At 64.0% G+C, this 24776-nt stretch carries 24 protein-coding genes; 19 read left to right on the top strand and 5 right to left on the bottom strand.

The features are described 5' to 3' along the window. Positions 1 to 19: 19 nt before the first annotated feature. Genes N5C91_RS21700 through N5C91_RS21690 form a run of 3 tightly spaced genes read right to left on the bottom strand, consistent with a single transcriptional unit; the run spans position 20 to position 2890 of the window. Positions 20 to 328 carry a bacteriocin immunity protein gene (locus tag N5C91_RS21700; RefSeq protein ID WP_279831909.1) on the bottom strand — a complete coding sequence of 103 codons (309 nt, stop codon included), beginning with the start codon at positions 326 to 328 and terminating at the stop codon, positions 20 to 22. Between the two features lie 49 nt (positions 329 to 377). After that, the gene (locus N5C91_RS21695; RefSeq protein ID WP_279831907.1) at positions 378 to 647 is read right to left on the bottom strand and encodes a bacteriocin immunity protein; all 270 of its coding nucleotides are present in this window, start codon (positions 645 to 647) and stop codon (positions 378 to 380) included. 14 nt (positions 648 to 661) lie between these two features. Then, on the bottom strand, positions 662 to 2890 hold the full coding sequence (locus N5C91_RS21690; RefSeq protein WP_279831906.1) for an S-type pyocin domain-containing protein: 2229 nt from the start codon (positions 2888 to 2890) through the stop codon (positions 662 to 664). Between the two features lie 438 nt (positions 2891 to 3328). On the opposite strand from N5C91_RS21690, the gene N5C91_RS21685 reads away from it, so the two are divergent. From N5C91_RS21685 to N5C91_RS21605, 17 genes are all read left to right on the top strand, one after another. Beyond that, on the top strand, positions 3329 to 4606 hold the full coding sequence (locus N5C91_RS21685) for a TPM domain-containing protein (protein ID WP_279831905.1): 1278 nt from the start codon (positions 3329 to 3331) through the stop codon (positions 4604 to 4606). A 57-nt stretch (positions 4607 to 4663) separates the two neighbouring features. Further along, entirely contained in the window at positions 4664 to 5944 is a 1281-nt protein-coding gene (locus tag N5C91_RS21680) for a TPM domain-containing protein (RefSeq protein WP_279831904.1), read from the top strand. 139 nt (positions 5945 to 6083) lie between these two features. Then, positions 6084 to 8207 (top strand): flagellar biosynthesis protein FlhA, encoded by a 2124-nt coding sequence (gene flhA, locus N5C91_RS21675; protein ID WP_236201148.1) that lies wholly within the window; start codon positions 6084 to 6086, stop codon positions 8205 to 8207. A 15-nt stretch (positions 8208 to 8222) separates the two neighbouring features. Continuing rightward, positions 8223 to 9533, top strand: a complete 1311-nt coding sequence (gene flhF, locus N5C91_RS21670; RefSeq protein WP_236201149.1) for a flagellar biosynthesis protein FlhF — start codon at positions 8223 to 8225, stop codon at positions 9531 to 9533. Between the two features lie 164 nt (positions 9534 to 9697). Beyond that, entirely contained in the window at positions 9698 to 10525 is an 828-nt protein-coding gene (gene fleN / locus N5C91_RS21665; protein WP_017520297.1) for a flagellar synthesis regulator FleN, read from the top strand. Then, positions 10522 to 11271, top strand: coding sequence for an RNA polymerase sigma factor FliA (fliA, locus tag N5C91_RS21660; protein ID WP_236173948.1), 750 nt, complete (start codon positions 10522 to 10524; stop codon positions 11269 to 11271). The genes fleN and fliA overlap by 4 nt, the downstream gene beginning before the upstream one ends. A 198-nt stretch (positions 11272 to 11469) precedes the next feature. Beyond that, complete coding sequence (locus N5C91_RS21655; protein WP_085988857.1) at positions 11470 to 11844, top strand: chemotaxis response regulator CheY; 375 nt, start codon at positions 11470 to 11472, stop codon at positions 11842 to 11844. Positions 11845 to 11863: 19 nt separating this feature from the next. Further along, complete coding sequence (locus N5C91_RS21650) at positions 11864 to 12646, top strand: protein phosphatase CheZ (RefSeq protein ID WP_279831900.1); 783 nt, start codon at positions 11864 to 11866, stop codon at positions 12644 to 12646. Between the two features lie 32 nt (positions 12647 to 12678). Beyond that, positions 12679 to 14889, top strand: coding sequence for a chemotaxis protein CheA (locus N5C91_RS21645; protein WP_279831899.1), 2211 nt, complete (start codon positions 12679 to 12681; stop codon positions 14887 to 14889). Between the two features lie 62 nt (positions 14890 to 14951). After that, positions 14952 to 16070, top strand: a complete 1119-nt coding sequence (locus tag N5C91_RS21640; protein WP_236201153.1) for a chemotaxis response regulator protein-glutamate methylesterase — start codon at positions 14952 to 14954, stop codon at positions 16068 to 16070. Continuing rightward, positions 16070 to 16810 (top strand): flagellar motor protein, encoded by a 741-nt coding sequence (locus N5C91_RS21635; RefSeq protein WP_236173954.1) that lies wholly within the window; start codon positions 16070 to 16072, stop codon positions 16808 to 16810. Before N5C91_RS21640 ends, N5C91_RS21635 begins: the two co-directional genes overlap by 1 nt. Positions 16811 to 16825: 15 nt before the next feature. Beyond that, positions 16826 to 17710: a flagellar motor protein MotD gene (motD, locus tag N5C91_RS21630; RefSeq protein WP_236173955.1), complete on the top strand. Its 885-nt coding sequence runs from the start codon at positions 16826 to 16828 to the stop codon at positions 17708 to 17710. A 52-nt stretch (positions 17711 to 17762) separates the two neighbouring features. After that, entirely contained in the window at positions 17763 to 18551 is a 789-nt protein-coding gene (locus tag N5C91_RS21625; protein WP_081519303.1) for a ParA family protein, read from the top strand. A gap of 112 nt (positions 18552 to 18663) precedes the next feature. Beyond that, positions 18664 to 19599 carry a CheW domain-containing protein gene (locus N5C91_RS21620; protein ID WP_279831897.1) on the top strand — a complete coding sequence of 312 codons (936 nt, stop codon included), beginning with the start codon at positions 18664 to 18666 and terminating at the stop codon, positions 19597 to 19599. A gap of 74 nt (positions 19600 to 19673) precedes the next feature. Further along, positions 19674 to 20153: a chemotaxis protein CheW gene (locus tag N5C91_RS21615; RefSeq protein WP_015476565.1), complete on the top strand. Its 480-nt coding sequence runs from the start codon at positions 19674 to 19676 to the stop codon at positions 20151 to 20153. Position 20154: 1 nt separating this feature from the next. Beyond that, the gene (locus N5C91_RS21610) at positions 20155 to 20562 is read left to right on the top strand and encodes a DUF2802 domain-containing protein (RefSeq protein ID WP_236173957.1); all 408 of its coding nucleotides are present in this window, start codon (positions 20155 to 20157) and stop codon (positions 20560 to 20562) included. A 162-nt stretch (positions 20563 to 20724) separates the two neighbouring features. After that, positions 20725 to 21222 (top strand): hypothetical protein, encoded by a 498-nt coding sequence (locus N5C91_RS21605; protein ID WP_236173958.1) that lies wholly within the window; start codon positions 20725 to 20727, stop codon positions 21220 to 21222. Positions 21223 to 21228: 6 nt separating this feature from the next. On the opposite strand, the gene N5C91_RS21600 is transcribed toward N5C91_RS21605, so the two are convergent. Both N5C91_RS21600 and N5C91_RS21595 read right to left on the bottom strand, forming a co-directional pair. After that, complete coding sequence (locus tag N5C91_RS21600; protein WP_279831895.1) at positions 21229 to 21570, bottom strand: EscU/YscU/HrcU family type III secretion system export apparatus switch protein; 342 nt, start codon at positions 21568 to 21570, stop codon at positions 21229 to 21231. Then, on the bottom strand, positions 21567 to 23168 hold the full coding sequence (locus tag N5C91_RS21595; RefSeq protein WP_279831893.1) for a flagellar hook-length control protein FliK: 1602 nt from the start codon (positions 23166 to 23168) through the stop codon (positions 21567 to 21569). Before N5C91_RS21595 ends, N5C91_RS21600 begins: the two co-directional genes overlap by 4 nt. 273 nt (positions 23169 to 23441) lie before the next feature. Here N5C91_RS21595 and ccmA point away from each other — a divergent pair, with 273 nt between their 5' ends. Next, positions 23442 to 24098, top strand: coding sequence for a cytochrome c biogenesis heme-transporting ATPase CcmA (ccmA, locus tag N5C91_RS21590; RefSeq protein ID WP_279831891.1), 657 nt, complete (start codon positions 23442 to 23444; stop codon positions 24096 to 24098). After that, complete coding sequence (gene ccmB, locus N5C91_RS21585; RefSeq protein WP_017520311.1) at positions 24095 to 24766, top strand: heme exporter protein CcmB; 672 nt, start codon at positions 24095 to 24097, stop codon at positions 24764 to 24766. Before ccmA ends, ccmB begins: the two co-directional genes overlap by 4 nt. The last annotated feature ends 10 nt before the right edge of the window (positions 24767 to 24776 follow it).

Genomic DNA, 24776 nt, shown 5'->3' with positions numbered 1-24776 from the left:
TTTATCGTGATGTTGTTATTCAAGATGCTTTAAATCCAGGCAGTCCGTTAGCGGCTCGCCATTCTTTGATTTTATTTATAATTGCTTCGGGATCATGTGCTGATCCTTTGGGTGGGTAAAATATAATATCTGTGCCGTCTGGATGTTCAGATAGTCTAACGAATTCTCTGGCTGCAAGTCTGCAGAGCTCTTCAGGTTTGAAGTTTGCCGTGCATACATCTCGAGCAATTTCTAGGAATTCTGCTTCTGTGTATTCACTGATGCTGTTTTTGTCGTGAAGGGAAACATGGCCTAAATGATCCTTTATAGGATTTGGTTTGGTCCGCATTCCGCTTGTGGGAAGGGACTCCTAGAGAGAGTCCCTTTCTTTCTGTTGGTTATTCCTTTTTAAATCCTGGTAACCCGTTAGCGGCTCGCCAGTCTTTAATTCGTTTTACAATTCCTTCTGGGCTATCGTCAGACCCTTCCGGTGGATAGAATAAAATATCTGACTTGTCAGGGTGTTCAGCGAGGCGAACAAATTCAACTACTGCTTGGTCTGCGACTTGCTCACTCCCATAATCTGCAGCGCACACTTCCTTGGCGATTTCTAGGAACTCTTGTTCTGTGTATTCGCTGATGCTGTTTTTTACAGTAAAAGGAAACATGTAATTCTCCTGTTTTAATTTTGCTGGTGTGTTTCTTTGTGCTGTTTTGGGGTCATTATTCGAAGGTTCTCTATGTCGTAAACGGAACCTCCATTAGATATGTATTCTATGTGATGTATTTCATATTTGTTCAGACCTCCCACATGCTCGTGTGCAGGGGGCCATGGTGCATAACCAGCTTTAATTCGGGTTTGGCTTTGAGTGCGGAATTGGGCGAGTAGCTCTGGATCGTTTGAAACTGCCGTCCAAAATTGCTCACGAAAATCTCTCCAGGACTTGAACTCCTTGCCTCTCAGTTTATCGGCTATCTGGCTCGGGATCGGAGCACCGCTTTCCCCATGATTGCCCCCAAGCCATTGCCCACTGATCGGTTGCCCATACCCCGATGCGACCCCAGGATCATCGCGCCTGTCTCGGTAGACAATATAGATAGGCGGTAAGCCAGTTTCCGAGGGGAAGACATAAATCCCGTCATTGACGCTTCTCTCCCCCATGTCCGGGTAGGACTCGATCATGGGAGCTCGCGGAATCAGGTTGCCTCCGCTCAGGATCAAGGGAAGGACCGGTGTGGCGGGTGTTTCAGACGAGGGATTGCCGGCTCCGGGGGCACTGTCCGGGCTGATCAGGATGGTGCCTCCTCCCGGGCCGGTGTTGACGTACTGGTAGTTCCCCGTGGCCGCGTCGAAGGTTAGTGGCCTGACCGGTACTGCCGAGTTCCACGTCTCGGTAGGCATTGCGCCGATCTGCATGTATTGACCGGACTTTGAGGTTCCCAGTCGCAGCGGGAGATTGACGCTGCCCCCTGAGGCAGCCAGGGCTTGCCAGTCGATGTTCTTTGGCGGGTCGAGTTCTGAAACGGGAATGCCAAACATCGGCTGTAACTCGCCGTTCTTCAGCTTCGGCAGTAATGCGGATATTCCCAGTAGACCGAAGACCGCGATGGCTTGTCCGATCAGTGCAGTCGGCGATTTGCGATAAACCTCAAACAACCTCACTGCCGTCTGCAGGTTCGCCGTAACTGTGGCGCCTGCACGGGCGCTGGCAAGAACGGCGGGCTTGTTGAAGCCCGGGAAGCCTGGAAATACGGGGAGGCTGACGCCAGGGGTGGACGGAATATCCGAGATGCCCGGTGCACTTGGGGCGGGTTGCTGGTCGGGAATGGTGAAATCCCGAATGGGCGGGGTCACTGGCAGGTCCGTGTCACGCTCGATGGGCGGAGTGACGGTTGGGGTTGTTGGTTCGAAGTTAGGTACAGTGCCGGAGCCGGGATTAGTGGGGACAGGGGTTGGGGCCACTTGGCTGGGCTGATCAAGGTCGGCGATACGAGCGTAGACTTCTTCTGCGCGGCGGGCTGCCTCTTCGGATTTTAGCGCCTCCTCGAGCAGCTTATTAACCTCTTGCTGTCGTTTAAGTGCCTCTTCAAGACGTCGCTGGGCCTCGGCGATTAGTGCTTCACGCGCTATTCGTTGAGCCTCTTCCTGTTCCCGTCGGCGGGCCTCCTCTGACCTTTTTCGCTCTTCGGCCAAACGTTGTTCTTCCGCTTTTCGGTCCTGCTCGGCCATGACGGCGCGCTGTGCTTCCTGCGCCTGCTGGATACTGGCTAGTTCAGCGATCTTTGCATCGAGTCCTTTGAGTCTATTCTCCAAATATACAATTTCCGCCTCGATGAGACGTATGTTCTGTGCGGCAGAGTATGATTTTGACCAGTTTGCGAAATTGACGTCTTTGTCACCTGAGCGGCGATAAAGATCGTTAGTGACCTCGACATGGTTTACGTTGAGTGGCGATTTGCCGAAGTAAGAGTTTGCAATGCTGTGTGCATTGGCTAACTCGTTCCTTTTGGCGGCAAGTGTTTCGAGGGTCGCTGTCTTCTCAAGGCTGGCCGTTACCAGAGGGGTAACTTGCGCAGGGTCGATGGTCAGTAATTTTTGGTTGAGACTGCTGTATATGCCGCTGTCTATGATGTTGACGACATTTTCCAATGCTGCATTAACTGATTTTTTAGTTTCTTCCTGTGCAACCTTGACTATGAAGGTGATCTGAGGGGCGGCTTGTTCGTAACCATAACGGCGAATGGCATCTTTGATGCTGGAGCCGGGGGGGAGCTCGAAGCTGGTAATCGGTGGGCGCAGGATATAAATGGGAAATGGATTGTTGGATGTTTTTGGTGGTGTATAGAAAGAGTATTGTCCGTGATCCGTTGCAACGACAGTCGTGCTGCCCATGTCATATACATTGCTCATCTTCTATTCCTGATTGATGGTGGCGTTGATTCCCTGTCGCCAGAAACTCAGGCGAGAGGTGACCCTATCAATAGGCATGATTTGAGGCTGTCGGAAAAGTCCGGATGGCCTGTGCTTAGTCAGGTGTAAAAACAGGGGAAAAGTTGCAGAAGTTAGTAGTTTCTGGTGTATGAAAAGAATGTAGGTCCTCGGATCAGGCTGTATCGTTTCAGTGCTCCTCACTCAATACACTGCCAGATTTCGTGTATTGGCCTGCTCGTTGGGAACGTTTGAGTGCTTGCTCGCCACAGTTGAAACCCTCCAGTCGTTACGGGGCGCGATTGGGTAGATGATCGTGGAGAGCCTTCGCTTTGTGAGGCTTTTGCCGGCGCAGTAAGATTGTCTTGTTAATGACAACGTACAAGACCTCAACTGCACGGAAAGCGAAGGGACTGCCCGATGTTCTTTGGATTCTCCACCGGATGGTGCTCTGCGCTCTGGTTACTGCTCTGCCTGCTCTGCGTCCAGCACGTCTGGGCGGCTCCGGCCTCTGATGGCGGAGTGCTGCTGCCGCTGGGTGAGCGCGTGGTGGACGTCACCGGCACCCTCGACTCCTCCGCCAGGGAACGCCTGATCGGCAAGCTCAAGGCCCTGGAAGACCGGCGCGGCGCGCAGATCGCCGTGGTGATGCTGCCCACTGTGGGGCCGATGGGTATCGAGGCGTTCTCCGAGAAGCTCTTCAACCTCTGGAAGCTCGGCCGCAAGGGCGTGGACGACGGCGTACTGCTGGTGGTGGCCAAGGATGACCATCGGATGCGCATCGAGGTTGGCTATGGCCTCGAAGGGGTGATTCCCGATGTCGTCGCCGGGCGCATTATCCGTGAGCGCATGGCGCCGGCGTTCCGTGCGGGCGACTATGCCGGCGGTATCGAGTCGGCGGTGGATGCGCTGATCGCCCTGGTCGATGGTGAGGCGTTGCCGGAGCCGGCGCCTGAGCCGTTGAATATTCCGCTGGAAGCCTGGTTGCTGCTGGCCTCGTTCGTCGCCGGCGGTGTGGGCGGTGTGCTGCTCGCGGCGCGGCGCATCGGTTGGCGTGGCGCACTGGCGCTGGGCGCAGTGGGCGTCGCGCTGGTAGCGCTACTGGCCAGCGGCACGGACCGCCTGGCGACCATAGCCATCGCGCCGCTCTGCCTGCTGATCGGCGGCGCTACCTTCGGCGCGCTGTGGACGGTTCGAGCGGTGTTCTACAGCGTGCTCGGGCTGATCGCCTACTGCGTTCTGCTCGGCCTCCTGACGCCACGCTTCGGCGCCATCCTCTGGTTGTATGCGCTGGCCGCGCCGGTCGCGGTGTTGGCCATCATCGGCCTGTGGTGGTTGCTGATCTCGATGATGCGCGATGCGTGGCGTGGCGAACGCAAGGCCCGCAAAGGTCGGAAAGGGCGCAAGGCGAACATGGCTAAGCCTGGTCGCAAGGGTTTCTACGCGCGACTGCTGATCCTCTTCGGCCTGTACCTGCTGGTCGGCTTCTTCGTCGGGGCGCCGAAGGCTCCCTTGAACTGGCTGCTGGTGCTGCCCTTCATGTGCCTGCCGGGCTTGCTGGTGTTCGCCGCAGGGCAGGGCGGTTCGGCAGGGAGCTCTGGCTCGGGCGGTGGTTCGTCCGGCGGCAGTTCGGGCGGTGGTGGATTTTCCGGTGGCGGCGGCTCCAGTGGCGGCGGCGGTGCGTCAGGGAGCTGGTGACGGCATAATCCCTTGACTCGCCTGGCTGCCAAGCCCACACCTTCAGGGAAAGAAGGCATGACCCTCTGGATTCATTGCGCTCTGTACGTCTTCCTCTTGCTCGGCTCGGTTGGTGTGCGGGCAGAGGTTCCGACTGATGCAGTCCGCCCTGCCCAGGACGGGCTGGTAGCTGTGCCCTATGACGCGGATGCCGAAGGCGAGCCTGCACAATCCCTCGAGGTGCCGGAGCTGAAGAGCCCGGTCACCGACCTCACCGGCACCCTCGGCAGCGACTGGATCGCGGCCATGCAGCAGCGGCTGCTGGCATTGCAGCAGCGCAAGGGCTCGCAGCTCGCCATCCTGATGGTGCCCAGCACCGGCGAGGACAGCATCGAGCAGTACGCCACCCGCGTCTTCGAACAATGGCGCCTGGGGCGCCAGGGCGTGGATGACGGTGTGCTGGTGCTGGTGGCGAAGGACGACCGGAGCATGCGCATCGAAGTCGGCTACGGCCTGGAAGGGGCGATTCCCGATGTGATCGCCGGGCGCATCATCCGGGAAGAGATGGTTCCGGCCTTCCGTAACGGTGACTTCTCCGGCGGCCTCGAGAATGCGGTGGATGTGCTGGAGCGGCTGATCGACGGCGAGACCCTCCCGGAAGAAAGTCGCGATTTCCATCTGACGGCGGAGGGCTGGGCGCTGTTGATCGGCCTGGGAGTCGGCGCACTGGCGGGAGCCGCACTGCGCCGCCGCTGGCTTGGCGTGAAGATAGTCACTCCGGGCGCTGCGGGTGTGGCGCTGGTGCTGGCGCTCGGTTGTGGCCTGCAGAGCGCTCCGGCGATGTTGTTTGCCCTGTCGTTCTGCCTGCTGATGGGTGGCGGTGTCGGCGCCTTGGCGGCGTCATCGGGCAAGGCGGCGATGAAAGTGGGCGGGATAGTCCTTTACCTGACCGCCATCGCGCTGGGCGCGGCGCAATTCGGCAGCGATGTTCCGCTGTTTGGCCTGGCGCTGCCCTTTGCCGCGGCTATCGGCTTGGTATTTCTGTGCCTGCCGTTCTTTCTCGCCTACGGTGCCTGGAAGCGCAGCCGCGTGGAATTCTTCGTGCGCCTGGCGTTAGCCACGGGGATTGCCGGTTTCGTTATCTATTCGACGGGAGTCCTGCAGCGGCCCTGGGAGCTTCCCGATTCGCTGGCGCTGATTCCCATGCTGTATTTCCCGTTCCTGATCGCCTTCATGAGCGGCGGTGGTTCTGGCTCCGGTTCCGGGACCTCGGGCGGCGGATCGTCGTCCGGTGGTGGCAGCAGTTATTCCGGCGGTGGTGGTTCCAGCGGGGGTGGCGGCGCCTCCGGGCGCTGGTGATCGGGACTCTCTGCAACGGCCATTTGCGCCACTTCGAAAAAGTTGGAACGCTTCCTGCAAAACCCTGTGCGGATGCCCGTTGGGCGTCAAAAGTTTGATCCGGTGGCCGCCTCGGTCACTCATTTGCAGGGGATTTCGGGTGGATCGTACGCAACTGATCGGCACTGTTCGCAGCAATCTGGTAGGGCTCAGCCGGGGCAACCTCGGCGTGCCGCTGCTGTTGCTGGCCATGCTGGCGATGATGACCCTGCCGATCCCGCCGTTCCTGCTGGATGTGCTGTTCACCTTCAACATCGCCCTGTCCATCGTCGTCCTGCTGGTCAGCGTGTACGCCCTGCGCCCGCTGGACTTCGCCGTGTTCCCGACCATCCTGCTGGTCGCCACCCTGTTGCGCCTGGCGCTGAACGTCGCGTCCACCCGCGTCGTGCTGCTCCACGGCCACGACGGCCATGCGGCCGCGGGCAAGGTGATCCAGGCCTTCGGCGAGGTGGTGATCGGCGGCAACTACGTGGTCGGTATCGTGGTCTTCGCGATCCTCATGATCATCAACTTCGTGGTGGTCACCAAGGGCGCCGGGCGTATCTCCGAGGTGAGCGCGCGGTTCACCCTCGACGCCATGCCCGGCAAGCAGATGGCCATCGACGCCGACCTCAATGCCGGCCTGATCGAGCAGGGCGAGGCGAAGAAGCGCCGCGCCGAAGTGGCCCAGGAAGCCGACTTCTACGGCTCCATGGACGGTGCCAGCAAGTTCGTCCGCGGTGACGCCGTCGCCGGCCTGCTGATCCTCTTCATCAACCTCATCGGTGGCGTGGCCATCGGCATGATCCAGCACTCGATGAGCTTCGCCGACGCCGGCAAGGTCTACGCCCTGCTGACCATCGGTGACGGCCTGGTGGCGCAGTTGCCCTCGTTGCTGCTGTCCACTGCCGCTGCGATCATGGTGACCCGCGTCTCCAGCTCCGAGGACATGGGCGCCCAGGTCAACCGCCAGATGTTCGCCTCGCCCAAGGCGCTGGCGATTTCCGCGGCCATCCTGATCGCCATGGGCCTGGTCCCCGGCATGCCGCACGTCTCCTTCATCGGCCTGGGTGGCCTGGCTGCCGCCGGCGCCTACCTGATCTGGCACCGCCAGCGCCAGGCCAGCCAGAAGGCCGAGCAGGAAGCGCAGAGCCAGCAGGAGCTGCTGCCGGCGCAGCGCGCCGAGCAGACCAAGGAGCTGGGCTGGGACGACGTGACACCGGTCGACATGGTCGGCCTGGAAGTCGGCTACCGCCTGATTCCGCTGGTGGACCGCAACCAGGGCGGCCAGTTGCTGGCGCGGATCAAGGGCGTACGCAAGAAGCTGTCCCAGGATCTGGGCTTCCTCATGCCGTCGGTGCACATCCGCGACAACCTCGACCTGCTGCCCAACGCCTATCGCCTGACGCTCATGGGCGTCAGCGTGGCGGAAGCCGAGATCTACCCGGACCGCGACCTCGCCATCAACCCCGGCCAGGTGTTCGGCACCCTCAACGGCATCGCCGGCAAGGACCCGGCGTTCGGTCTGGAAGCCGTCTGGATCGAGGCCTCGCAGCGTGATCAGGCGCAGTCCCTGGGCTACACCGTGGTGGACGCCAGTACCGTGGTCGCCACCCATCTGAACCAGGTGCTGCACAAGCATGCCCACGAGCTGCTCGGCCACGAGGAAGTCCAGCAGTTGATGCAACTGCTGGCCAAGACCTCGCCCAAGCTCGCCGAGGAGCTGGTGCCGGGGATGATTTCCCTGTCGACCCTGCTCAAGGTGCTGCAGGCGCTGCTGCAGGAGCAGGTGCCGGTGCGTGACATCCGTACCATCGCCGAAGCCATCGCCAACGTCGCGGTGAAGAGTCAAGATCCCGCCGCAATGGTGGCGGCGGTACGCGTCGCGCTGTCCCGCGCAATCGTGCAAACCATTGTGGGACTAGAGCCGGAGCTGCCTGTGATCACTCTGGAACCGAGGTTGGAACAGATATTGCTCAATAGTCTTCAGAAGGCCGGACAGGGCTCCGAAGACGGTATGTTGCTGGAGCCCGGAATGGCCGAAAAGCTGCAACGCTCGATGATCGAAGCGGCGCAGCGCCAGGAGATGCTTGGCAAGCCGGCGATCCTGCTGGTGGCCGGCCCGGTCCGCGCGATGATGTCCCGATTCGCGCGGATGGCGGTCCCCACCATGCACGTGCTGGCGTACCAGGAAATCCCGGACAACAAACAAGTCACGATTGTTGCCACCGTTGGGCAGAATTGATTGAGGTCGCAGGCCATGCAGGTAAAACGCTTCTTCGCCGCTGATATGCGTCAGGCCATGAAACTGGTGCGTGACGAGCTGGGCCCGGACGCCGCGATCATCGGCAATCGCCGTGTCGCCGGCGGCGTGGAGCTGACCGCGGCGCTGGATTACCAGGCCCCGGTGGCGGCCAGCAAGCCGAACCCGGCGCTGGAAGCCGAGCTGCGCAAGACCCAGGCGAAGATCGCCCAGGCCAAGGCCGATCTGTCGGCACCGACCCGCGCGAGCGATGGCGTGCGCAAGGACCGTCAAATGTACGGCACCGAGAAGCCACGGCGCAGCGCTGCCGAGACCCTGGCCGAAGCCATGGCCGCGCCCGTCGCCCCGGCGGCGGCCAGTGTCGGCCAGCAGGCCCTGGAAGCCATGCGCTTCGAACTCAACGGCCTGCGCGAGCTGATCGAAGTGCAGCTTGGCTCGATCGCCTGGAACCAATTGCAGAACCAGCGTCCGAAACAGGCCAACCTGTGGCGTCGCCTGCAGCGCATGGGCCTGCCGGCCGACCTGTCGCGCAGCCTGCTGGAGCGCGTGGCCTCCATCGCCGATCCGAAGCAGGCCTGGCGCATGCTGCTGGCGCACCTGGCGCGCTCGATCAACACCCCGGAAACCGACCTGCTGGAGCAGGGCGGCGTGATTGCCCTGGTCGGCCCGGCCGGCATGGGCAAGACCACCACCCTGGCCAAGCTCGCCGCCCGCTACGTGCTGAAGTACGGCGCGCAGAGCATCGCCCTGGTGTCGATGGACAGCTTCCGCATCGGCGCGCAGGAGCAGATCAAGACCCTGGGCCGTATCCTCAACGTGCCGGTGACCCTGGTCGATCCGGGCCAGTCGCTGATCCAGGCCATGGCCCCGCTGGCGCGCAAGCGTCTGGTGCTGATCGACACCGCAGGCCTGCCGGCCACCGATCCGGCGCTGCGCATGCAGCTCGAAGCGCTGTCGTCGCTGAGCCTGAACGTGAAGAATTACCTGGTGCTGGCCGCGACCAGCCAGGCCCAGGTGCTCAAGGCCGCCTGGCAGAACTATCGTTCCTGTGGGCTGGCCGGGTGCATCCTGACCAAGCTGGACGAAGCGGGAAGCCTCGGCGAAGCTCTGGCTCTGGCTATCAGCCAGCATCTCCCGGTAGCCTATCTGGCTGATGGACCGAAGATTCCGGATGACCTGCAAGTGGCACGCGCGCACCAACTGGTCAGCCGTGCGGTGAGCCTGCAGTCGCCGGAAGAGCCCAGTGAAGACGCCATGGCCGACATGTTCGCCGGCCTTTACCAGCAGCCGGTGCGTCGCGCCAGCTGAAGATTGTGAGCCCCGGGTGGGGCGTGGGGTGGCCGGTTGAGCCGCCCAAGCGATGCGGATGCTCTGCTAGACGATCCGCGAGCACCGGAGGCGGTGGAGCACCGCAGCCGGATTAGCCGAAGCGTTTGATGCGCAACGGTCGAACGACGAGACAAGGTATTGATATGGGTATGCATCCGGTTCAGGTAATCGCAGTCACCGGTGGCAAGGGTGGCGTGGGCAAGACCAATGTGTCGGTGAATCTGTCGCTGGCGCTGGCCGATCTGGGCCGCCGCGTCATGCTGCTGGACGCCGACCTGGGCCTGGCCAACGTCGACGTGCTGCTGGGTCTGTCGCCCAAGCGCACGCTGGCCGACGTGATCGAAGGCGAATGCGACCTGCGCGACGTGATCCTCCAGGGGCCCGGCGGCATCCGCATCGTCCCCGCGGCCTCGGGCACCCAGAGCATGGTGCACCTCACGCCGATGCAGCATGCCGGGCTGATCCAGGCGTTCAGCGACATCAGCGACAACATCGACGTGCTGGTGGTGGACACCGCCGCCGGCATCGGCGACTCGGTGGTGAGCTTCGTCCGCGCTGCCCAGGAAGTGCTGCTGGTCGTCTGTGATGAACCCACGTCCATCACCGATGCCTACGCTTTGATCAAGCTGCTCAATCGCGACTACGGCATGACCCGTTTCCGCGTACTGGCAAACATGGCGCACAGCCCCCAGGAGGGGCGCAACCTGTTCGCCAAGCTGACCAAGGTCACCGACCGCTTCCTCGACGTGGCGCTGCAGTACGTCGGCGCCATCCCCTACGACGAGTCGGTGCGCAAGGCGGTGCAGAAGCAGCGCTCGGTGTATGAGGCGTTCCCGCGCAGCAAGGCGTCCCTGGCCTTCCGTGCGGTGGCGCAGAAGGTCGACAGCTGGCCGCTGCCGGCCAACCCACGAGGGCACCTGGAGTTCTTCGTCGAGCGCCTGGTGCAACATCCCACGGGTTCGGCCGTATGATCGCGGCCTCCGGAGCGCGTATGTACAGCAAGGCACAGGCGCACAACTCCCAGGAACTGCTGATCCAGCGACACGCCCCGCTGGTCAAGCGCATCGCCTACCACCTGCTGGGCCGCCTGCCGGCCAGCGTGCAGGTGGAGGACCTGATGCAGGCCGGCATGATCGGCCTGCTGGAGGCAGCGAAGAAATACGATTCGGGCAAGGGCGCGAGCTTCGAAACCTACGCCGGCATCCGCATCCGCGGCGCCATGCTCGACGAAGTGCGCAAGGGCGACTGGGCCCCGCGTTCGGTGCACCGCAACACCCGCATGGTCAGTGACGCCATCCGTGCCGTCGAGGCGCGCACCGGACGCGACGCTAAAGATCAGGAGGTTGCTGCCGAACTCAATATGAGCCTCGAAGATTATTACGGCATCCTCAGCGACACCCAGGGCAGCCGTCTGTACAGCTTCGATGACATGTTGCAGGACGGTGAACAGGGTAGCGGCCTTGCCGAAGACGCTTCGCACCACGACAACGAGCCGTCCCACGGGCTGGAAGATGAACGCTTCCAGGCGGCCCTGGCCGATGCCATCACCAAGCTGCCCGAGCGCGAGCGGCTGGTGCTGGCCCTGTACTACGACGAGGAACTCAACCTCAAGGAGATCGGCGAGGTGCTGGGCGTCAGCGAATCGCGCGTCAGCCAGCTGCACAGCCAGTGCGCCGCGCGCCTGCGTTCGCGACTGGCGGAGTGGCGCGCTCGCTGAGCATCGGGTAGTTTCGCGCCTGCTTGTTCCTAGCGAAAAGGCTGAAGGTATTTTCCTTCGGCAAGTTAGAGGCTTACGAATTTTTTGGGTGACGTTCCCTTGACGCGCCCACAGCAAAGAGCGCTCGGCGTTCAATGAATTGACGGCACGCCCGCCAGGGCGCGTTTGGTATCGATGGAGGCAGGTTTGGACAAGAACATGAAAATTCTCATCGTGGACGACTTTTCCACGATGAGGCGCATCATCAAGAACCTCCTGCGGGACCTGGGGTTCACCAACACCGCAGAAGCCGATGACGGCACCACTGCGCTGCCGATGCTGCACAGCGGCAACTTCGACTTCCTCGTGACCGACTGGAACATGCCCGGCATGACCGGCATCGACCTGCTGCGTGCGGTCCGCGCCGACGAGCGCCTGAAGCACCTGCCGGTTCTGATGGTCACCGCCGAAGCCAAGCGCGACCAGATCATCGAAGCTGCCCAGGCCGGGGTCAACGGCTATGTGGTCAAGCCTTTCACCGCCCAGGTGCTGAAAGAAAAGATCGAGAAGATTTTCGAGCGGGTCGGCAGCTGAGGCTGGCCAAGAGGGCGTCATGGATTTCAACGAATCCGCGGGTGACTTCGAGTCGACCCTGAAAAAACACGCGCGCGAATTGGTCGACTGCCTCGAACGCGGCGAAGTCCAGACTGCCGTGCAACTGATCTCCGAGCTCAACCAGGCGCGCGATCGCGGTCTTTACCAGGAAGTGGGCAAGCTCACCCGTGAGCTGCACAACGCCATCGTCAACTTCCAGATCGACCCCAGTTCCCCCCGCGCCCAGGAAGTTTCGCAGATCGCTGACGCGACTGATCGCCTGTCCTACGTGGTGACGATGACCGAGAAAGCGGCCAATCGCACCATGGATCTGGTGGAAGAGTGCACGCCGGTGGTGATGCACATCGAGACCCAGGCCAAGGAGCTGCAGGAAGACTGGTCGCGCTTCATGCGCCGCGAGCTGGGCCCCGAGGCCTTCCGTGACCTGGCCAAGCGCGTCGAGCAGTTCCTCTACCTCAGCGCCCAGGACAGCCGCAAGCTTTCCGCGCACCTGAACGACATCCTGCTGGCGCAGGACTTCCAGGACCTTACCGGGCAGGTGATCAAGCGCGTCACCAAGCTGGTGACCGAGGTCGAATCGAACCTGGTCAAGCTGGTCTGGATGGCGGGGCAGGTCGATCGCTACGCCGGCATCGAGCATGACCACGACGGCATGCGCGACGCGGTGGAAAAAGAAAGATCGTCCAAGGGTGAAGGTCCGCAGATTGCTGCCGATACAAGAAAGGACGTCGTGTCCGGTCAGGACGATGTCGACGATCTGTTGTCCAGCCTTGGTTTTTAAGCGTCCGCTGACGCTGTAGAGGGAGCACCCGAATGAGCTTCGACGCCGATGACGAAATCCTCCAGGACTTCCTGGTGGAGGCCGGCGAGATCCTCGAGCTACTGTCCGAACAACTGGTCGAGCTGGAAAGCCGCCCGGAAGACATGGACCTGCTCAATGCCATCTTCCGTGGCTTCCACACCGTCAAGGGTGGGGCGGGCTTCCTCCAGCTGAACGCGCTGGTGGAGTGCTGCCACATCGCCGAGAACGTCTTCGACATGCTGCGCAAGGGCGAACGCCGCGTGGATGCCGAGCTGATGGACGTGATGCTGCAGGCGCTGGATACCGTCAACGTCATGTTCCAGCAGGTGCGTGACGCGCAGGAGCCGACCCCGGCCACTCCCGAGCTGTTGGCCGCGCTGTCGCGTCTGGCTGACCCGAACGCTGCTCCCGCCGAAGCTCCGGCTCCCGCCCCGGTCGTTGCCGAACCCGTTGCGCCAGAGGCCCCGGCGGCTCCTGCGGCGTATGGCGACATCACCGACGCCGAGTTCGAGCAACTGATGGATGCCCTCGAACCCGCTGCCGATACACCCGCCGCGCCGGTTGGTGGCGGTGGCGACGACATCACCGATGACGAGTTCGAAGCGCTGCTTGACCAGCTGCACGGCAAGGGCCAGTTCAGCGCCGGCGCCAAGGAGCCCGCCAAGGCGGCTCCGGCTCCCGCCGCCGAGACACCGGCCGCCAGCGACGAGATCAGTGACGACGAGTTCGAAGCGTTGCTTGACCAGTTGCACGGCAAGGGCCAGTTCACCGGTGCGAAGGAAGAAGCCGCCGCTGCCGCCGAGCCGAAAGCCGAGGAAGCTCCGGCTGCCAGCGGCGACGACAACATCACCGACGACGAATTCGAGAAGCTGCTCGACGAGTTGCATGGCAAGGGCCAGTTCACCGGCGCCAAGGAAGAGCCGGTCGCGGCCGCCAAGCCTGCCGCCGCCGCGCCTGCGCCCAAGCCCGCTGCCGCTCCGGCGCCAGCCGCTGCCGCCAAGCCGGCGCCGGCCAAGCCTGCTGCCGCCGCCGCCGTGGAGAAGCCGGCCAACGAAGCGGAAACCACCGTGCGCGTGGACACCGCCCGCCTGGACGAGATCATGAACATGGTCGGCGAGCTGGTGCTGGTGCGTAACCGCCTGGTGCGCCTGGGCCTGAACAGCGGCGACGAGGCGATGGCCAAGGCCGTTTCCAACCTCGACGTGGTCACCGCCGACCTGCAGTCGTCGGTCATGAAGACCCGCATGCAGCCGATCAAGAAGGTCTTCGGGCGCTTCCCGCGGCAGGTCCGCGACCTGGCGCGCAACCTGAAGAAAGAGATCAACCTCGAGTTGATCGGTGAAGAAACCGACCTCGACAAGAACCTCGTCGAGGCCCTGGCCGATCCGCTGGTGCACCTGGTGCGCAATGCGGTCGACCATGGCATCGAAAGCCCGGACGAGCGTGAGGCCGCTGGCAAGTCCCGCTCGGGCAAGGTGGTGCTATCCGCCGAGCAGGAGGGCGACCATATCCTGCTGTCGATCTCCGATGACGGCAAAGGCATGGACCCCGACGTACTGCGCGCCAAGGCCGTGGAAAAGGGCCTGCTGGACAAGGACGCGGCGGATCGCCTGTCCGAGTCCGACTGCTACAACCTGATCTTCGCCCCGGGCTTCTCGACCAAGACCGAGATCTCCGACGTCTCCGGCCGCGGTGTCGGCATGGACGTGGTGAAGACCAAGATTTCCCAGCTCAACGGCATCATCAACATCTTCTCGGCCAAGGGCCAGGGCTCGAAGATCGTCATCAAGGTCCCGCTGACCCTGGCGATCATGCCGACCCTGATGGTGATGCTGGGCAACCAGGCCTTCGCCTTCCCGCTGGTCAACGTCAACGAGATCTTCCACCTCGACCTGTCGAACACCAACGTGGTCGACGGCCAGGAAGTGGTGATCGTCCGCGACAAGGCCCTGCCGCTGTTCTACCTCAAGCGCTGGCTGGTGCCGGGCGCGCAGTATGACGAGCCGGGCGAGGGCCACGTGGTGATCCTCTCCGTCGGCACCCAGCGCATCGGCTTCGTGGTCGACCAGTTGGTGGGCCAGGAAGAGGTGGTGATCAAGCCGCTGGGCAAGATGCTGCAGGGCACGCCGGGCATGGCCGGGGCGACGATTACCGGGGACGGGCGCATCGCGCTGATCCTCGACGTGCCGAGCATGCTCAAGCGCTACGCCCGTCGTATCTGACCGCCGTGCGCGGGCCGCGAGGTCCGCGCCCGTGATGGAAGAAGTTTTTTTCAGGAGTGTCTATGGCTGTCAAAGTCCTGGTGGTGGACGATTCGGGGTTCTTCCGCCGCCGCGTGTCGGAGATTCTTTCGGCTGATCCGCAGATCCAGGTGGTCGGTACGGCGACCAACGGCCGCGAGGCGATCGATCAGGCGCTGGCACTCAAGCCCGACGTGATCACCATGGACTACGAGATGCCGCTGATGGACGGCATCACCGCCGTGCGGACCATCATGCAGCGCTGCCCGACGCCGGTCCTGATGTTCTCCTCGCTGACCCACGAGGGCGCGCGGGTGACCCTGGACGCGCTGGATGCCGGCGCCGTCGATTACCTGCCGAAGAATTTCGAGGACATCTCGCGCAACCCGGACAAGGTCCGCCAGTTGCTGTGCGAGAAGGTCCACACCATCGCCAAGAGCAACCGTCGCTTCGCCGCGTACTCGTCGTACTCCTCGAGCCCGGCCGCGCCGGCTTCGACTCCTGCCGCCGGCACGGCGCGCCCGATCGCTTCCGCTTCGTCGGGTGGTAGCCACGCGCCGGCCGCTCCGGCTCCGGCGAGTTCCGCCGCCCCAAAGCGTAAGCCCTACCGGCTGGTGGCCATCGGCACTTCGACCGGTGGGCCGGTGGCGCTGCAGCGGGTGCTGACCCAGCTGCCTGCCAATTTCCCCGCGCCGCTGGTGCTGATCCAGCACATGCCGGCGGCCTTCACCAAGGCCTTCGCCGAGCGCCTGGACAAGCTCTGCAAGATCACCGTCAAGGAAGCCGAGGATGGCGACCTGCTGCGCCCCGGCGTGGCGCTGCTGGCTCCCGGCGGCAAGCAGATGATGGTCGACGCCCGTGGCGCGATCCGCATTCTCCCCGGCGATGAGCGACTGAACTACAAGCCCTGCGTCGACGTAACCTTCGGCTCCGCGTCCAAGGCCTATGGCGACAAGGTGCTGGCGGTGGTTCTCACCGGCATGGGCGCCGACGGCCGCGAAGGCGCGCGCATGCTCAAGCAGGGCGGTGCCCAGGTGTGGGCGCAGGACGAAGCCAGCTGCGTGATCTACGGCATGCCCATGGCCATCGCCAAGGCCGGCCTGGCCGATGCGGTGTACAGCCTCGACGACATCGGCCGCCACCTGACCGAGGCCTGCGGCTGATGGATGTCCTCAGCCTGGTTGGCCTGATCCTCGCGCTGGTTGCCATCATCGGTGGCAACTTCCTCGAGGGCGGGCACGTCGGTGCCCTGGCCAACGGCCCGGCGGCGCTGATCGTGGTCGGCGGTACGCTGGCCGCAGCCCTGCTGCAGACCCCGGTGGCGGTGCTCAAGCGCGCGCTGACCATGCTGCGCTGGATGGTCCTGCCACCCAGGGTGGATCTGGTCGGCGGCATCAACCATGTGGTCGGCTGGAGCATGACGGCGCGCAAGGAGGGCCTGCTGGGCCTGGAAACCGTTGCCGATGCCGAGCGCGACCCCTATGCGCGCAAGGGCCTGCAACTACTGGTGGACGGCACCGAGCCCGAAGCCATCCGCAGCATCCTCGAAGTCGACCTGTTCAACCAGGAAAGCCGCGACCTGGCCGCCGCCAAGGTATTCGAGGCCATGGGCGGCTACTCGCCGACCATCGGCATCATTGGCGCGGTGATGGGCCTGATCCACGTGATGGGTAACCTCGCCGACCCCAGCCAACTGGGCAACGGCATTGCTGTGGCCTTCGTCGCTACCATCTATGGCGTCGGCCTGGCCAACCTGCTGCTGTTGCCGATCGGTAATAAGCTCAAGAGCATCGTGCTGCGCCAGTCGTGCTATCGCGAGATGCTCATGGAAGGGCTGCTGTCCATCGCCGAGGGCGAAAATCCACGCTCCATCGAGCTGAAGCTGCAAGGCTTCGTCGGCTGAGGGGGAGGGATGCGCATGCCTCGCCGCAGACGCCATGAGGAACACGAGAATCACGAACGCTGGCTGGTGTCCTACGCGGACTTCATCACCCTGCTGTTCGCTTTCTTCGTGGTGATGTACTCGATCTCCTCGATCAACGAGGGCAAGTACAAGATTCTCTCGGAAACCCTGACCGGTGTGTTCAACCAGCCGGACCGCTCGATCCGCCCGATACCGGTCGGCGAGGAGCGCCCGCGCACCCAGCAGCCGGACCAGTCGCTGAACGAACCGCAGGACGACGGCCAGGCCCAGGGCAACCCCGATACCCTGCAGCAGATCACCGACAGCGTGCGCCAGGCCTTCGGCGACCTGATCGCCACCGATCAGCTGTCGGTGCGCGGCAACGAGTTCTGGATCGAGATCACCCTCAATTCCAGCCTGCTGTTCCCCAGCGGCGATGCAATCCCCAACGACGCTGCCTTCGAGATCATCGAGAAAGTCGCCAGGATTCTGGCGCCTTACCGCAACCCGGTGCACGTCGAGGGTTTCACCGACAACGTGCCGATCCACAATTCGCAGTACCCGACCAACTGGGAACTGTCGGCCGCCCGCGCCGCCAGCATCGTGCGCATGCTCGCCCAGGACGGCCTCGACGCTGGTCGGCTGGCAGCGGTGGGCTATGGCGAATTCCAGCCAGTGGCGGACAATGCCACGGCGGATGGCCGCGCACGTAACCGCCGGGTGGTGCTGGTGATCTCCCGCAACCTGGAGGTGCGCCGCAGCATCAGCGGGGCGGGCAGTGGCAAGGCACAGCCGGACCCGGCATTGCGACATGCTGGCACGCAACCTGCACCAGTGATTGCCAGTGAGGCGCCCGGCAGTGGCGCCGTCAATTCTTCGTCATCGGCCACAGGGCAATGAGAACCATGACTACGATCCTGAGCCGATGCTGTGCCACCGGGGAGCGCGCACTATGAAAGTCTGGGCGGTAGCCAACCAGAAAGGTGGCGTCGGCAAGACCACATCCTCCATCGCCTTGGCGGGCCTGCTGGCGGACGCCGGCAAGCGCGTGCTGATCGTCGACCTGGACCCCCACGGCTCGATGACCAGCTACTTCGGGCATGACCCGGACACCCTGGAGCACAGCGTATTCGACCTGTTCCTGCACCAGGGCAACGTCCCCGAGGGGCTGCCCGAATCACTGCTGCTGCCCACCAGCCACGAAAACATCCGCCTGCTGCCCTCGAGTACCGCGCTGGCTACCCTGGAGCGCCAGTCGCCCGGGCAGAATGGCCTGGGCCTGGTGATCGCCAAGAGCCTGGCGCAGCTGTGGAACGAATTCGACTACGCGATCATCGACAGCCCGCCGTTGCTGGGTGTGCTGATGGTCAACGCGATGGCGGCCAGCCAGCACCTGGTGATCCCGGTGCAGACCGAATTCCTTGCCCTCAAGGGCCTGGAGCGCATGGTCAACACGCTGAAGATGGTCAATCGCTCGCGCAAGCAGGCCCTGCCGTTCACCATCGTGCCGACCCTGTTCGACCGCCGTACCCAGGCTTCCCTGGGCACCCTGCGGGTGTTGCGCGATACCTACCCGGACACCCTCTGGCAGGCGTTCATCCCGGTCGACACCAAGCTGCGCGACGCCAGCCGCCTGGGTATGGTGCCGTCGCGCAACGACGGCAACAGCCGCGGGGTGATCGCCTACCGTGCGCTGCTCAAGCATCTGCTGGCCCATGTGCCGGCCAGCCAGGTAGCCTGAGCATGTCGCTGCTGAAGAACGCAGGCCCGAGCAAAAGAATCCGACGGATGCGTTCAAGTCCTGTGCGCCCGCTGCCGATAGGCTGGACAGTCACCTTGCGCGGTCATCAATCATGAGTCGTTCCGCTACCGCCACTCGCCCCCAGCTCGCGCTGCAGTCCTACCTGGACGCGCTGCTGCAGGAGGCCACTTTTGAAGACTTCGCCCCGGAACCGGTGGCGCAGCCCATTGCCGCGCCTGTTGCTCCGGCGCCGATAGCTCCGGTCGCGCTGGTGCTCAGCGAGCCCGTCGCGCCACTCACTGCCGAACCTCAGGCGGCGGTGGTGCAGGCGCCGGAAGCCAGCGTCAGCCTCGACGAATTCGAAGCGGCCGTGCTCGAAGAGCAGGTCCGCGATGCGCGCCTGAGCGTGGCCGCCCGTGCGCCGGCAGCGGTGGCCGAGCTGCGCCAGCCCGAAGCGCTGGCGCCGGCCATTGAAGCCCCCGTTGCCGACGAACCTGCGGTACAGATGGGCCAGGTCATCGACCTGCACCAGCCCGGCAGCGCGGAGATGCCCGCCGCGCCGCTGAAGCTGCTCGACGATGGTCGCCCGGTCTGGGCCGCCGAGCCCTTCGAGTGCCTGCTGTTCGACGTCGCCGGGCTGACCCTGGCGGTGCCGCTGGTGTGCCTGGGCTCGATCTATCCACTGGCGGGGCACGACCTGACCCCGCTGTTCGGCCAGCCGGACTGGTTCCTCGGCATCCTGCCGGGGCAGAACGGCAACCTGAAGGTACTCGACACCGCGCGCTGGGTGATGCCCGAGCGCTACCGCGACGACTACCGCGAGGGGCTGCAGTACGTGATTTCCGTGCAGGGCTACGAGTGGGGGCTGGCGGTGCACCAGGTCAGCCGCTCGGTGCGCCTGGACCCGTCCGAAGTGAAGTGGCGCAGCCAGCGCCAGCAACGCCCGTGGCTGGCCGGCACGGTGATCGACCAGATGTGCGCGCTGCTCGACGTCTCGGCCCTGGCCGAACTGATCGCCAGCGGCGCCGCCAAGCGCCTGCAGCCCTGAGGCTGGGTGCCAACCTGATTTGAAAGACAACCTCCACGCCGCAGGCGGCGTGGAACCAGAAGAGGCGAGGGGATATGAAGAAAACGTCAGCGCAAGGTGCCGAAGATCCGATTCTGCAGTGGGTCACCTTCCGCCTGGACAACGAGACCTATGGCATCAACGTGATGCAGGTCCAGGAAGTGCTGCGCTACACCGAGATCGCGCCGGTCCCCGGTGCCCCGAGCTACGTGTTGGGCATCATCAACCTGCGCGGCAACGTGGTCACCGTGATCGACACCCGCCAGCGCTTCGGCCTGGACCCGGCGCCGGTCTCGGACAACACCCGCATCGTCATCATCGAAGCCGACAAGCAGGTGGTGGGCATCCTGGTCGACAGCGTCGCCGAGGTCGTCTACCTGCGCCAGTCCGAGATCGAGACCGCGCCGAACGTCGGTAACGAAGAGTCGGCCAAGTTCATCCAGGGCGTCTGCAACAAGAACGGCGAGCTGCTGATCCTGGTCGAACTGGACAAGATGATGACCGAGGAAGAGTGGTCGGAGCTGGAGAGCATCTGAGGTGCTGATCGCTCTGGTTGTGCTCGGTATCGCCTGCGTGGGCCTCGCCGTGGCGTGCATCTGGCTGTCCGGCCGGCAGCGCGCCCAGGAGGCCGAGTCGGTGCAGGTGGCCAAGCAGCTGGCCGTGCTCGAACAGCGTCTGAAGGAGCAGGGCAAGCGCATCGAGTCGTACCAGCAGATCAATATCCGCATGGGCGAAGAACTGCGCGAGCTGAACAAACAGGTCGCGCCGCTGCCCGAGCGCCTGGTGCGCATCGAGCAGCGCGACCCCACCAGCCTCTCCTTCAGCCAGGCCGCCCGCCTGGTCGGCATGGGCGCCAGCCCGGAAGACCTGACCCAGAGCTGCGGCCTGTCCCAGGCCGAAGCCGAACTGGTCGCCCGCCTGCACCAGGGCAAGGCGCGGGACTGAGCCCGCGCCAGAGCCTGGTCTCGCGGTTTTTGCCGCTCTTGCCGCCTGTCGGGATTTCTGGGTTGTAGGAATGCCACTACCGGCAATTAGGACTCGTCTGATAAGAATGGCGGCAAATCGTCGCTAAATTGGCCTCTTCTACATTTTCCCGAGGCCATCGATATGGCGACCATTTCCCGACGGGCCATGGTGCTGTGCTCGCACCCAGGCCGGCTACTGAACTACAGCGTGCTGCTCAATCGCCTGGAGTTCTACCACCTGAGCCTGTGCCTGAATCTGGATGAGGTGCGCAAGGCGCTTGCCAACCGGCAGCGCTACAGCCTGTTCATCCATGACGATTTCCGCCCGGGCCCCAATGAGCTGCTGAGCCTGAAGGCGCTGAGCCAGAGCAACACCTTCCGCCAGTTCCTGCTGGTGGGGAACTACAGTGCCGAGGAAAGGCGCGGCCTGATGCAGTGGGCCTGGGCTAATCGCGTGCCGGTGCTGGATGTGCTGGACAAGCCGATATCGCTGGCACAGCTGCGCGAGGTGACCAGCAGCATGGTGCTCTACCACAGCGAGGACGCGCAGCCGATCCGCAAGTCGGTGCGCGAGTTCCACGAGTACGCACCCGTCGGGGACCACCCGCCGTACCGGTTGGGCAGTGAGTGCTGCCGCTGATTCGTCTCAGTTGGGCCGGGATGCCGGCCCTTCCAGCAGCAGTGGCGCATCGCCATCCGCTGCGTCAGGGCGGTTGTTCAGTGGGCTCTTGCCCTTGAGGTACCAGGCGAAGGCGATGATTTCCGCGATGGTGCGATAGAGCGCCTCCGGGATCGCCTCGCCCAGCTCCAGCCGTGCCAGCAGGCGCACCAGTTCGGCGTTCTCGTAGATCGGCACCTCGTGGTGACGGGCAATGGCGAGGATGGTCTCGGCCAGTTCGTCGTCGCCCTTGGCGGTCAGCGTCGGGGCGTTCTGGCCGTCGTAGTTCAGGGCGATGACCTGGCGCGGCGGCTGCTTCATCTTCTTCATGCGGTCTCATCCACCCAGCGCTGCTCCACTGAGGTGCGTGGCCCCTGGGGCGGCTTGCCCTGGCTGCAGGACAATTCGCCGACGGTCAGGCCGGCGTCATTCAGGCGCTGGCGCAGGGTGCCCAGTTCGCGGTCGACCAGGCTGGCTGTGCTGGCGTGTTCCGCCCACATCTGGCTGGCGATGCTGCCATGGGCGAGGGTGGCCTGCACCTGCATCGGGCCCAGCGGTTCGAGATCGAACGCCAGTTCGACCCGCCACAGGGTGTCCTGCTGTTGCGGGTCACGCTCGCTGGCCGGTTTTTCTTCCTGCTGGATGCGCACCTGCAAGGGCACCAGCTGGTGCTGGTGGCGCATGGGGATTTCCATCTGCCAGGTGTTGAGCAGCGTGCCGTCGGGCAGTACGTCGCTCTGGGCGAGGCTGCTCAGTTGATGGGTCTGCAAGCGCGAGACGGCGGCCGCGGCCAGCTTGAGCAGGGACTCCAGGTCGCCTTCTTCTTCGAGTTGCTGGGCCAGCCGGGTGGGCAGCGGAAAACTGCTCGGCGGCGCTGTGCGTCCACCGGTCTGGCCGAGCACGCCAAGGGCGTTGCGGACAAAGGCCGGTAGCGATTGCGCCAGGTTGCTGGCACCTGCGAGGGCGTTGCCTGGCAGGTCGCCGAGCACGCCGGCGGCGGTTCCGTTCGGTGCGGCCGGCAGCAGTTGGGCGATCAGCCGCAGCAGATTGGCCTTGAGGTCCTGTGGCAGGGGCTCGGCGCCGCGCAACAGTTGTGCTTCGAGGAAGGCCCCGCTGTGCTGTAGCGCCTGGGCAACGCCCTTGGCATCGCTCAGTTGGCGCAGGTCGGGGAGGGCGGAGAGTAACTTGTCCACAGCCTGCTGCAGTTCCGGCGCCATCGACTGGCCGCGCCCGGCACCCTGCAACGCGCTGAACAGGCCGTCCAGCGAGCCCTGGCGGCCTTGCTGCGCGGAGAGCTGGCGGGTCAGTTCGAGCTGATCGAGGCGACTCTCCAGTGGCAGGAACTGCAGGGCGTTATGGTCCTGCACGCGCGCGCTGAGCAAGCTGTTGAGTGGCAGCGGGTTGGGCGATTCGATGCTCAGCTGGCGCCCGGCCAGCGGCGTATTGAGCAGCGTCACCAGCACCTTGTAGATGGCCTGCTCGGCCTTGATCTGGGGAAGCAGCTGGCTGGAGTCGACCTTGCCTTGCAGCAGGGTGCCCACTGGCAGGAGGTTCAGGTCCAGGCTGCCCAGCGGCGGCTGGCGACCGCCGAGGCCGAGCTGGGTGAGGCTCGGCTGGTTGATCAGGGTCGCGGCGAGATTGGTCTGGGTGAGCGATGCCAGTTCCAGGGTGGTGCCCTTGGGCAGGACCTGCGGGCTGTCCGCGACCACCAGGGCCTGCTGGCCGCTGGCCATGGTCAGGCGCAGCAGCAGCTGGAAATTGACCGGCGTCTCGCGCACCGCGAGGACTTCGGCGTTGGCCTTTTCCCCTGGTGGCAGCAGGTCGCCCAGGCTCTGCGCGAGCTTGAGCGTCAGCTCCGCCGAGCGTTGTGCGCTGCGTGGCGTGGGCATGGGCGGTAGCGGGCGGGAAGCGCCAATTTCGCTCGGCATCGAGGACCTGTCCGGAAGGCAAAACGGGATTGCGCCCAGTGTATCGGCGGCGCTTGCCGGCACTTTAGACCGTCCAGCGGCCTGAGCGCACGGCAGTCGATGCGGATAGACACAGCTCAAGGTGCGCTGATTTGACGTTACACCCTGTCGAAAAACCTGACGTCTGGCGTAGGAACGGCTGTGTATAATGCGCCGCCCGAGGCCGTGCTTGGCGGCCGGGGCGGTATGGCCGCTTTTTTGCACCACTGACTGTATTCTGCCCGACGGTTGCCGATGCCCTTGAACCATCCCCTCCTCGAAACCGTGGCGCTCGCCTGCGAGCGGGACTGGCGCATGCTGTTCGAGCGTCTCGATTTGCGACTGGGCGCTGGCGAGATGCTACAGATCGTCGGCCCCAACGGCAGCGGCAAGACCAGCCTGCTGCGCCTGCTCAGTGGGTTGATGCAGCCGACTGCCGGTGAGGTGCTGCTCAACGGCAAGCCGCTCACCGAACAACGCCACGAACTGGCCCGGCTGCTGCTGTGGATCGGCCACGCGGCCGGCATCAAGGGCCTGCTCAGCGCCGAGGAAAACCTCGCCTGGCTCTGCGCCCTGCACCAGCCGGCCAACCGCGACGCCATCTGGCAAGCCTTGGAAGCCGTTGGCCTGCGCGGCTTCGAAGATGCTCCCTGCCACACCCTGTCCGCCGGCCAGCAGCGCCGTGTAGCCCTGGCGCGCCTGTACCTCGACGCGCCGCCGCTGTGGATCCTCGATGAACCCTTCACCGCCCTGGACAAGCAGGGCGTGGCGCAGCTGGAAGAGCACCTGGCTGGCCATTGCGAGCGCGGCGGCCTGGTCGTGCTGACCACCCACCACACGCTGGAGCGCATGCCGAAAGGCTATCGCGCCCTCGATCTGGGGCAGCACGCACGGGAGGTGGCAGCGCGATGAGCAACGTCTTCACCCTGCTGCTCGCCCGCGAAGCGCGCCTGCTGTTCCGCCGTCCGGCGGAGCTGGCTAATCCTTTGGTGTTCTTTGCCATTGTCATCGCGCTGTTCCCGCTGGCGGTCGGCCCCGAGTCGGAAATGCTCAAGAACCTCTCGCCGGGGCTGGTCTGGGTCGCGGCATTGCTGGCGGTGCTGCTGTCGCTGGACGGCCTGTTCCGCAGCGATTTCGAAGATGGTTCCCTGGAACAGTGGGTCCTTTCGCCGCACCCCCTGCCACTACTGGTCCTGGCCAAAGTGCTGGCACACTGGCTGGTTTCAGGGCTGGCCCTGGTGCTGCTGTCACCGTTGTTCGCCCTGATGCTGGGCCTGCCGGCACGCTGCCTGCCGGACCTGCTGCTGTCACTGCTGCTGGGGACACCCATCCTGAGCCTGCTGGGCGCCGTGGGCGCGGCACTCACCGTGGGCCTCAAGCGCGGCGGCCTGCTGCTGGCCCTGCTGATCCTGCCGCTTTACATTCCGGTGCTGATCCTGGGCAGCGGAGCGCTACAGGCGTCGCTGCAGGGGCTGCCCACCGCCGGGCACCTGTTGTGGCTGGCCAGCCTGACGGCGTTAGCATTGACGCTGACGCCCTTTGCCATCGCCGCCGGGCTGAAGATCAGCGTCGGCGAGTGAACGAACGATC

Source organism: Pseudomonas sp. GD03903 (assembly GCF_029840045.1).
Taxonomy (GTDB): domain Bacteria; phylum Pseudomonadota; class Gammaproteobacteria; order Pseudomonadales; family Pseudomonadaceae; genus Pseudomonas; species Pseudomonas pseudonitroreducens.
This window is presented reverse-complemented; position numbering and strand designations above follow the sequence as displayed.

Excerpts from the sequence above, each read along its gene's own strand:
- N5C91_RS21700 (WP_279831909.1), bottom strand. The coding sequence starts at position 328 with ATGCGGACCAAACCAAATCCTATAAAGGATCATTTAGGCCATGTTTCC.
- N5C91_RS21695 (WP_279831907.1), bottom strand. The coding sequence starts at position 647 with ATGTTTCCTTTTACTGTAAAAAACAGCATCAGCGAATACACAGAACAA.
- N5C91_RS21690 (WP_279831906.1), bottom strand. The coding sequence starts at position 2,890 with ATGAGCAATGTATATGACATGGGCAGCACGACTGTCGTTGCAACGGAT.
- N5C91_RS21685 (WP_279831905.1), top strand. The coding sequence starts at position 3,329 with ATGTTCTTTGGATTCTCCACCGGATGGTGCTCTGCGCTCTGGTTACTG.
- N5C91_RS21680 (WP_279831904.1), top strand. The coding sequence starts at position 4,664 with ATGACCCTCTGGATTCATTGCGCTCTGTACGTCTTCCTCTTGCTCGGC.
- flhF (WP_236201149.1), top strand. The coding sequence starts at position 8,223 with ATGCAGGTAAAACGCTTCTTCGCCGCTGATATGCGTCAGGCCATGAAA.
- fleN (WP_017520297.1), top strand. The coding sequence starts at position 9,698 with ATGGGTATGCATCCGGTTCAGGTAATCGCAGTCACCGGTGGCAAGGGT.
- fliA (WP_236173948.1), top strand. The coding sequence starts at position 10,522 with ATGATCGCGGCCTCCGGAGCGCGTATGTACAGCAAGGCACAGGCGCAC.
- N5C91_RS21655 (WP_085988857.1), top strand. The coding sequence starts at position 11,470 with ATGAAAATTCTCATCGTGGACGACTTTTCCACGATGAGGCGCATCATC.
- N5C91_RS21650 (WP_279831900.1), top strand. The coding sequence starts at position 11,864 with ATGGATTTCAACGAATCCGCGGGTGACTTCGAGTCGACCCTGAAAAAA.
- N5C91_RS21645 (WP_279831899.1), top strand. The coding sequence starts at position 12,679 with ATGAGCTTCGACGCCGATGACGAAATCCTCCAGGACTTCCTGGTGGAG.
- N5C91_RS21640 (WP_236201153.1), top strand. The coding sequence starts at position 14,952 with ATGGCTGTCAAAGTCCTGGTGGTGGACGATTCGGGGTTCTTCCGCCGC.
- N5C91_RS21635 (WP_236173954.1), top strand. The coding sequence starts at position 16,070 with ATGGATGTCCTCAGCCTGGTTGGCCTGATCCTCGCGCTGGTTGCCATC.
- motD (WP_236173955.1), top strand. The coding sequence starts at position 16,826 with ATGCCTCGCCGCAGACGCCATGAGGAACACGAGAATCACGAACGCTGG.
- N5C91_RS21625 (WP_081519303.1), top strand. The coding sequence starts at position 17,763 with ATGAAAGTCTGGGCGGTAGCCAACCAGAAAGGTGGCGTCGGCAAGACC.
- N5C91_RS21620 (WP_279831897.1), top strand. The coding sequence starts at position 18,664 with ATGAGTCGTTCCGCTACCGCCACTCGCCCCCAGCTCGCGCTGCAGTCC.
- N5C91_RS21615 (WP_015476565.1), top strand. The coding sequence starts at position 19,674 with ATGAAGAAAACGTCAGCGCAAGGTGCCGAAGATCCGATTCTGCAGTGG.
- N5C91_RS21605 (WP_236173958.1), top strand. The coding sequence starts at position 20,725 with ATGGCGACCATTTCCCGACGGGCCATGGTGCTGTGCTCGCACCCAGGC.
- N5C91_RS21600 (WP_279831895.1), bottom strand. The coding sequence starts at position 21,570 with ATGAAGAAGATGAAGCAGCCGCCGCGCCAGGTCATCGCCCTGAACTAC.
- N5C91_RS21595 (WP_279831893.1), bottom strand. The coding sequence starts at position 23,168 with ATGCCGAGCGAAATTGGCGCTTCCCGCCCGCTACCGCCCATGCCCACG.
- ccmA (WP_279831891.1), top strand. The coding sequence starts at position 23,442 with ATGCCCTTGAACCATCCCCTCCTCGAAACCGTGGCGCTCGCCTGCGAG.
- ccmB (WP_017520311.1), top strand. The coding sequence starts at position 24,095 with ATGAGCAACGTCTTCACCCTGCTGCTCGCCCGCGAAGCGCGCCTGCTG.